Raw genomic sequence first — 5,123 nt, 5'->3', positions numbered from 1 at the left:
GGGGTGCGGTGAACGGCGTCAAGTAGTCGTCGCTCGCTACTCGTTCTCGCGGGGCTCCTCACCGTTGCCAGTCGTGGCGTGCGGCCGTTCTCACGCGGGCGTCGTCTCCGCAGGCCAGTAGGTCGAGCAGGAGGCCTCGGATCAGGGCCAGGGCCCGGGTCGCCCTTGTCTCCGCGAGGGCGGGGGGTGTGTCGGGGGGCTGGGCCCGTACGAGGAGGTCGAGCCAGTCGTGGGCCGCCTCGCCGGCGAAGCCCGCCCAGGGGCCGGGGTCGTGGCTGAGGGACAGCAGGAAGGCCTCGTACGTCAGCCGCACCATGGGGCGTTGCTCCGGTGCGGAGAGGAAGGTCCACAGGCTGTCCGCCAGGGCGTCGAAGCCGTCACCGGCCGTGCCGGCCGCGTTGTCCGGCTCCGCCAGGACGGCTGCCATCATCCCGAGCTGCTCATGGCGGGCCCGGGCGAGCAGTTGCCGTAGGAGTTCGTCCTTGCTGCCGAAGAGGTAGAGCAGGACGCGCGGGCTGGTGCCCGTGGCGGCGGCCAGGGGGCGCAGGGACAGGCCGGTGAGGCCGTGTTCCAGGAGGTAGCCGTAGCAGGCGTCGAGGAGTTCGGTGCGTCGGGGCGAAGGCGGTGCCGACGGTGATGACGGTGTCGTACCCACTGCGCTACCCTAACTGAAACGAGTGTTTCAGTGTCGGTCTCGGTGGAGGTCGCGGGATGGGTGGCCACGACGACTTCGCCCTCGGCGGGCGTACGGCTCTGGTGACCGGCTCGGTGCGCGGGCTGGGCCTGGAGATGGCGCGGGGCCTGGCCAGGGCGGGCGCCCGGGTGCTGGTCAACGGGCGGGATCCGGCCACCGCGGCGGCGACCGTCGCCGCGCTGCGTGACGACGGTCTGGACGCCTCGGCCGCCGTCTTCGACGTGACCGATCGTGCCGCGGCGCGGGAGGCGATGAGCGGGCTCGGGGACATCGACGTGCTGGTCAACAACGTCGGGCACCGGGACCGGCGCGGGCTCGACGCCATGACCCCGGACGAGCTGGCGCACATGCTGGACGTCCATCTGACCTCGGCGTACGCACTGAGCCGGACGGTCGCCGAAGGGCTGGCCGCGCGCGGCACCCCGGGCCGCATCATCAACGTCTCCTCGGTCATCGGCCAGTTGGGCCGCGCCGGGGACATCGCCTACGCCACCGCCAAGGCCGGCCTCGACGGGCTGACCCGGGCGCTGGCCGCGGACCTGGGGCCCAGCGGTACGACGGTCAACTCGGTGGCCCCGGGGCCGTTCGCGACCGAGGTCAACGCCGGGCTGGCGGACGACCCCGAGTGGGGCCGGTGGCTCAAGAGCCGTACCGCGCTGGGGCGTTGGGGGCGGCCGGCGGAGATCGCCGGGATCGTGGTGTTCCTGGCGGGCGACGCGGCGTCGTTCATCACCGGGCAGACGATCGCGGTGGACGGCGGGATCACGACGACGTTCTGAGCCGCCCCCCAGCTCGCCTCCCCTGGCTTCCCCAGATCCCCTCAACTCCAGGTGCGCGCCCGGGCGTTGAACACCGCCGGGTCGCTGTGCACCGGGAGGACGCAGAGCAGGTGGCCGCCGGGAGCGCGCAGTACTCGGCACTCCAGCCAGCGGGCGGTCTCGGTCGCGCCGAGGGCGAGCAGGCGGGAGGTCTCCGCCTCCACGTCGTCGGTCTCGATGTCGATGTGGAAGCGCGGGTTGGGATCGTCGATCGACTGAACCGCCGTGACCAAGCCGGGAATTGCCTCGTGGAGCGAGGTGAACTGCTCCTCGCCGGGGACCGGTTCCGCCGGGGTGCCGAGTGCCGCCGACCAGAAGGCCGCCGCCGCGGCGGCCTCCGGGCCGGGGGTGTCGATCAGGAGGGCGTAGACGCGGCTTCTATGCGCCATCCGGTCCGATTCCCTTGGTTTCCGGGGCTGTTGTGTCCGTGGTGTCCTCCACGTCCTCCACGCCCTCCACGAAGTGGTCGAACTCGCCTGCCTGTACGCCGAGTACGAAGGCGTCCCACTTGCGGCGGTTGGTGGTGACGACATTCTCCGGGTCGCTGGTCTCGCGGATGTAGACCGGGGCCTCGCCGTCGTCGCCCGGGCCGAAGGCGATCTCGATCCAGGGGCCGGGGCCCGTGGCATCCGGCGGGGCGGCTCGTTCCCAGGTGAGGTCGGGGGGGATGTCGGACACGGGGTTTCCTTCGTCGAGTGCCGGGGAGACGTCGAGTATCGCGCAGGAGAGGCGGGAGGGGCGGACGGACAGTACGGTGGACAGACCGCCGGACCAAGCGTCGACCTGAGCGCGAACGCGCAGTTCACAGCGAAATCTCAGTAAACGTCGACGTCCTTTCTCACCTTCGTGGGACAGAGTGGGGCCCGATGAAGCGCAGCTCACGCATCTCCCGTTCCGCTCGCCTCGCGGGCAACCGCAGGTACGCGCTGTTCGTCGCCGTGGTGACGCTGGCCCTTACCTCGGCGTCCGTGGCGACCGCCGACGACGGTCCGGGGCCCTTCGGCGTGACCACCGTGACCGAGGTGAGCAAGCAGAGCCTGCGGGTCGGCGCCCTGTTCGGGGCGGCCCATGCCACCAGCCTCGCCGGCGGGCACCACTGCACCGCGTCCGTGGTGCACAGCGCGGGGCACAACCTCATCGTCAGCGCCGCGCACTGCCTGGACGGGGACGCCGGCGACGTGTTCGTGCCGGGCTACCGGGACGGCAGGGCGCCGTACGGGGTGTGGAAGGTCGAGCAGCGGTTCCTGCCGGACGGGTGGTCCAAGGGGCAGGCCGAGGACAGCGACATCGGCTTCGCCACGCTCGTCGAGGTGGACGGTAAGAACATCGAGGACGTGGTCGGGGCCGACCGGTTCACGACCGGGACGGAGACCGGGGCCACGGCGGTGACGATCACCGGGTATCCCTCGGCCACCGACCAGCCCATCAGCTGCACGAACAAGCCCACCCAACACAGCGGCACTCAGCAGCGCATCGACTGCCCCGGCTTCACCGGCGGCACCAGTGGGAGTCCCTGGGTGAACGGGGACCAGCAGGTCGTGGGTGTCATCGGCGGGCATGAGCAGGGCGGGCTGACGCCCGACATCTCGTACAGCGTCGTGTTCGGGAAAGAGGCGGCCGAGTTGTACAAGGATGCGACGGCTGATCCGTCGTAGGGCCGCTGGTCCGTAGTCATATGGATCGTCCGTAATGAGGCGCTGTAAGGCGTGGTGTGTGTGTGGGGGCGACTCGCTGAATACGCGTCAGATGTGGCGGAAGCACGGCGAAATGCCGCCACCCTCTCCGGAAATGGCCTTGAACAGGGCTGTCATGGGGGAGGGTTGAGCCGTGCGAAAAGTGTGGGTGGCCGGTGGGGTCGCGGCTGGGCTGGGGCTCAGCTTTGTGATGCTGCTCGTCGTCGGGGTCTACCTCGTCGCCGGGAACCTCGTGAACGGGGCCGGCGGCGGGAGCGTCGCGCTCGCCAAGGGCGCGGTGCCGACGGCGTATTCGGCGCTCGTGCAGAAGTGGGGCAACCTCTGCCCCGCCCTCAACCCCGCACTGCTCGCCGCCCAGCTGTACCAGGAGAGCGGGTTCAACCCGAACGCGAAGAGCCCGGCGAAGGCCGAGGGGATAGCGCAGTTCATCCCCGGCACCTGGGCCACGCACGGGATCGACGGCAACGGCGACGGCGTACGCAACGTATGGGACCCGAATGACGCGATTCCGTCGGCCGCGACCTACGACTGCGAGCTCGCCTCGTACGTGAAGGACGTGCCGGGGAACCAGACCGCGAACATGCTCGCCTCGTACAACGCGGGGGCGTACGCGGTCATCAAGTACGGGGGCGTGCCGCCGTACTCCGAGACCAAGAACTACGTGAAGACGATCACGACGCTGTCGCAGAGCTTCGCCGCGCCCGTCAGCCGGGTCGATCCCTCCGAGCAGGCCGCCACCGCGATCAACTACGCCCAGAAGAAGCTCGGCACGCCGTATCTGTGGGGCGGGAACGGTACCGCCGACCAGGGCGGGCGCTTCGACTGCTCGGGGCTGACCAAGGCCGCGTTCGCCCAGGCGGGGATCACGCTGCCGCGCGTCGCGAACGATCAGTACAACGCGGGACCGCATCCGCAGCGGGCCGAATTGCTGCCGGGAGATCTGGTGTTCTTCTCGGACGACCTCACCAATTCCCGGGCCATCCGGCATGTGGGGATTTATGTCGGCGGCGGGTACATGATCGACGCACCCCGGACGGGCGCTGTGATCCGGTTCGACCCCATTGACACCCCCGATTACTTCGGCGCCACCCGGGTCACCGAAGATGGCGCGAAAGCGCTCCCCACGACGGTGTGAACCGAGCGTGAACCCACCCCCTGAGCTGCGGCGATGAGTCTCTCTTCGATAACGTCTGAGTGATCATTCGGTGGAGGGTGGAACGTATTAAGCGGGACCGTGCGTTCCTGTTCAGTAATGCGCACGAGAAGTGCGCCCGGAACTACGACGAAGGAGCCGCAGCACCATGGCTGTACTCGCCGAATCCGGGTCGAATCCCGACGTCGATCTGCTCTACGACATCAATGGGCTCGCCAAGGACGCACCGCACTGGTTCGACCGCGGCATGGAGTTCGTCGGTGAGTACGGGTTGCTCGTCGCGATGGTGCTGCTCGTGGTGTGGTGCTGGTGGTCTGTGCGGCGGCGTGGGGGCGAGGACTCCGCGGCGTCCGTGGCCGCCCTTGTGTGGGCGCCGGTCGCCGCGTCGCTCGCCGTCCTCGTGAACGTGCCCATACGGGGGTTCGTGGAGCGGCCCCGGCCGTTCCTCGACCACACCGGGCTTGATGTTCTCGTCTCCGGTAAGACCGACTTCTCGTTCGTGAGTGATCACGCGACCATCACCATGGCGATGGGGGTCGCGATGTTCGTGGCGGATCGGCGGTTCGGACTGGCGGGGATCGGGCTCGCGTTGCTCGAAGGGTTCTGCCGGGTCTATATGGGCGTGCACTATCCGACCGATGTGATCGGTGGGTTCGCGCTGGGTACGGCTGTTGCTCTGCTTCTCTCGCCGGTTGCCATGGCTCTGCTTACGCCGGTCCTCAAGGCGGTTGAGGGGTCGGCGTGGGGTGGGTGGTTCGTTCGGT

Annotated in this window: 7 protein-coding genes; 4 read left to right on the top strand and 3 right to left on the bottom strand. The window is 69.3% G+C overall.

Annotation, left to right across the window (positions count from 1 at the left end; all coding sequences use genetic code 11):
- Nucleotides 1-58: 58 nt before the first annotated feature.
- A complete protein-coding gene (locus tag AC31A1_RS46280; protein WP_489659077.1) occupies nt 59-655 on the bottom strand; it encodes a TetR/AcrR family transcriptional regulator in 597 nt (198 codons plus the stop codon).
- A 56-nt stretch (nt 656-711) separates the two neighbouring features.
- On the opposite strand from AC31A1_RS46280, the gene AC31A1_RS46275 reads away from it, so the two are divergent.
- On the top strand, nt 712-1,473 hold the full coding sequence (locus AC31A1_RS46275) for an SDR family oxidoreductase (RefSeq protein WP_489659076.1): 762 nt from the start codon (nt 712-714) through the stop codon (nt 1,471-1,473).
- Between the two features lie 41 nt (nt 1,474-1,514).
- Here AC31A1_RS46275 and AC31A1_RS46270 read toward each other — a convergent pair whose 3' ends face one another.
- Together AC31A1_RS46270 and AC31A1_RS46265 are read right to left on the bottom strand one after the other, a co-directional pair.
- Nucleotides 1,515-1,901 (bottom strand): VOC family protein, encoded by a 387-nt coding sequence (locus AC31A1_RS46270; RefSeq protein ID WP_489659075.1) that lies wholly within the window; start codon nt 1,899-1,901, stop codon nt 1,515-1,517.
- Entirely contained in the window at nt 1,891-2,190 is a 300-nt protein-coding gene (locus AC31A1_RS46265; protein WP_489659074.1) for a DUF397 domain-containing protein, read from the bottom strand. Before AC31A1_RS46265 ends, AC31A1_RS46270 begins: the two co-directional genes overlap by 11 nt.
- 188 nt (nt 2,191-2,378) lie before the next feature.
- Here AC31A1_RS46265 and AC31A1_RS46260 point away from each other — a divergent pair, with 188 nt between their 5' ends.
- The 3 genes from AC31A1_RS46260 to AC31A1_RS46250 form a co-directional block, all read left to right on the top strand.
- Nucleotides 2,379-3,167 carry a trypsin-like serine peptidase gene (locus tag AC31A1_RS46260; protein WP_489659073.1) on the top strand — a complete coding sequence of 263 codons (789 nt, stop codon included), beginning with the start codon at nt 2,379-2,381 and terminating at the stop codon, nt 3,165-3,167.
- A gap of 229 nt (nt 3,168-3,396) precedes the next feature.
- The gene (locus AC31A1_RS46255; protein WP_489659078.1) at nt 3,397-4,341 is read left to right on the top strand and encodes a bifunctional lytic transglycosylase/C40 family peptidase; all 945 of its coding nucleotides are present in this window, start codon (nt 3,397-3,399) and stop codon (nt 4,339-4,341) included.
- A gap of 166 nt (nt 4,342-4,507) precedes the next feature.
- Nucleotides 4,508-5,123: phosphatase PAP2 family protein (locus AC31A1_RS46250; RefSeq protein WP_489659072.1), on the top strand; the 616-nt coding region annotated here is incomplete at its 3' end.

It is taken from the genome of Streptomyces sp. P5F9 (assembly GCF_057961495.1).
This window is presented reverse-complemented; position numbering and strand designations above follow the sequence as displayed.

Excerpts from the sequence above, each read along its gene's own strand:
- AC31A1_RS46275 (WP_489659076.1), top strand. The coding sequence starts at position 712 with ATGGGTGGCCACGACGACTTCGCCCTCGGCGGGCGTACGGCTCTGGTG.
- AC31A1_RS46270 (WP_489659075.1), bottom strand. The coding sequence starts at position 1,901 with ATGGCGCATAGAAGCCGCGTCTACGCCCTCCTGATCGACACCCCCGGC.
- AC31A1_RS46255 (WP_489659078.1), top strand. The coding sequence starts at position 3,397 with ATGCTGCTCGTCGTCGGGGTCTACCTCGTCGCCGGGAACCTCGTGAAC.
- AC31A1_RS46260 (WP_489659073.1), top strand. The coding sequence starts at position 2,379 with ATGAAGCGCAGCTCACGCATCTCCCGTTCCGCTCGCCTCGCGGGCAAC.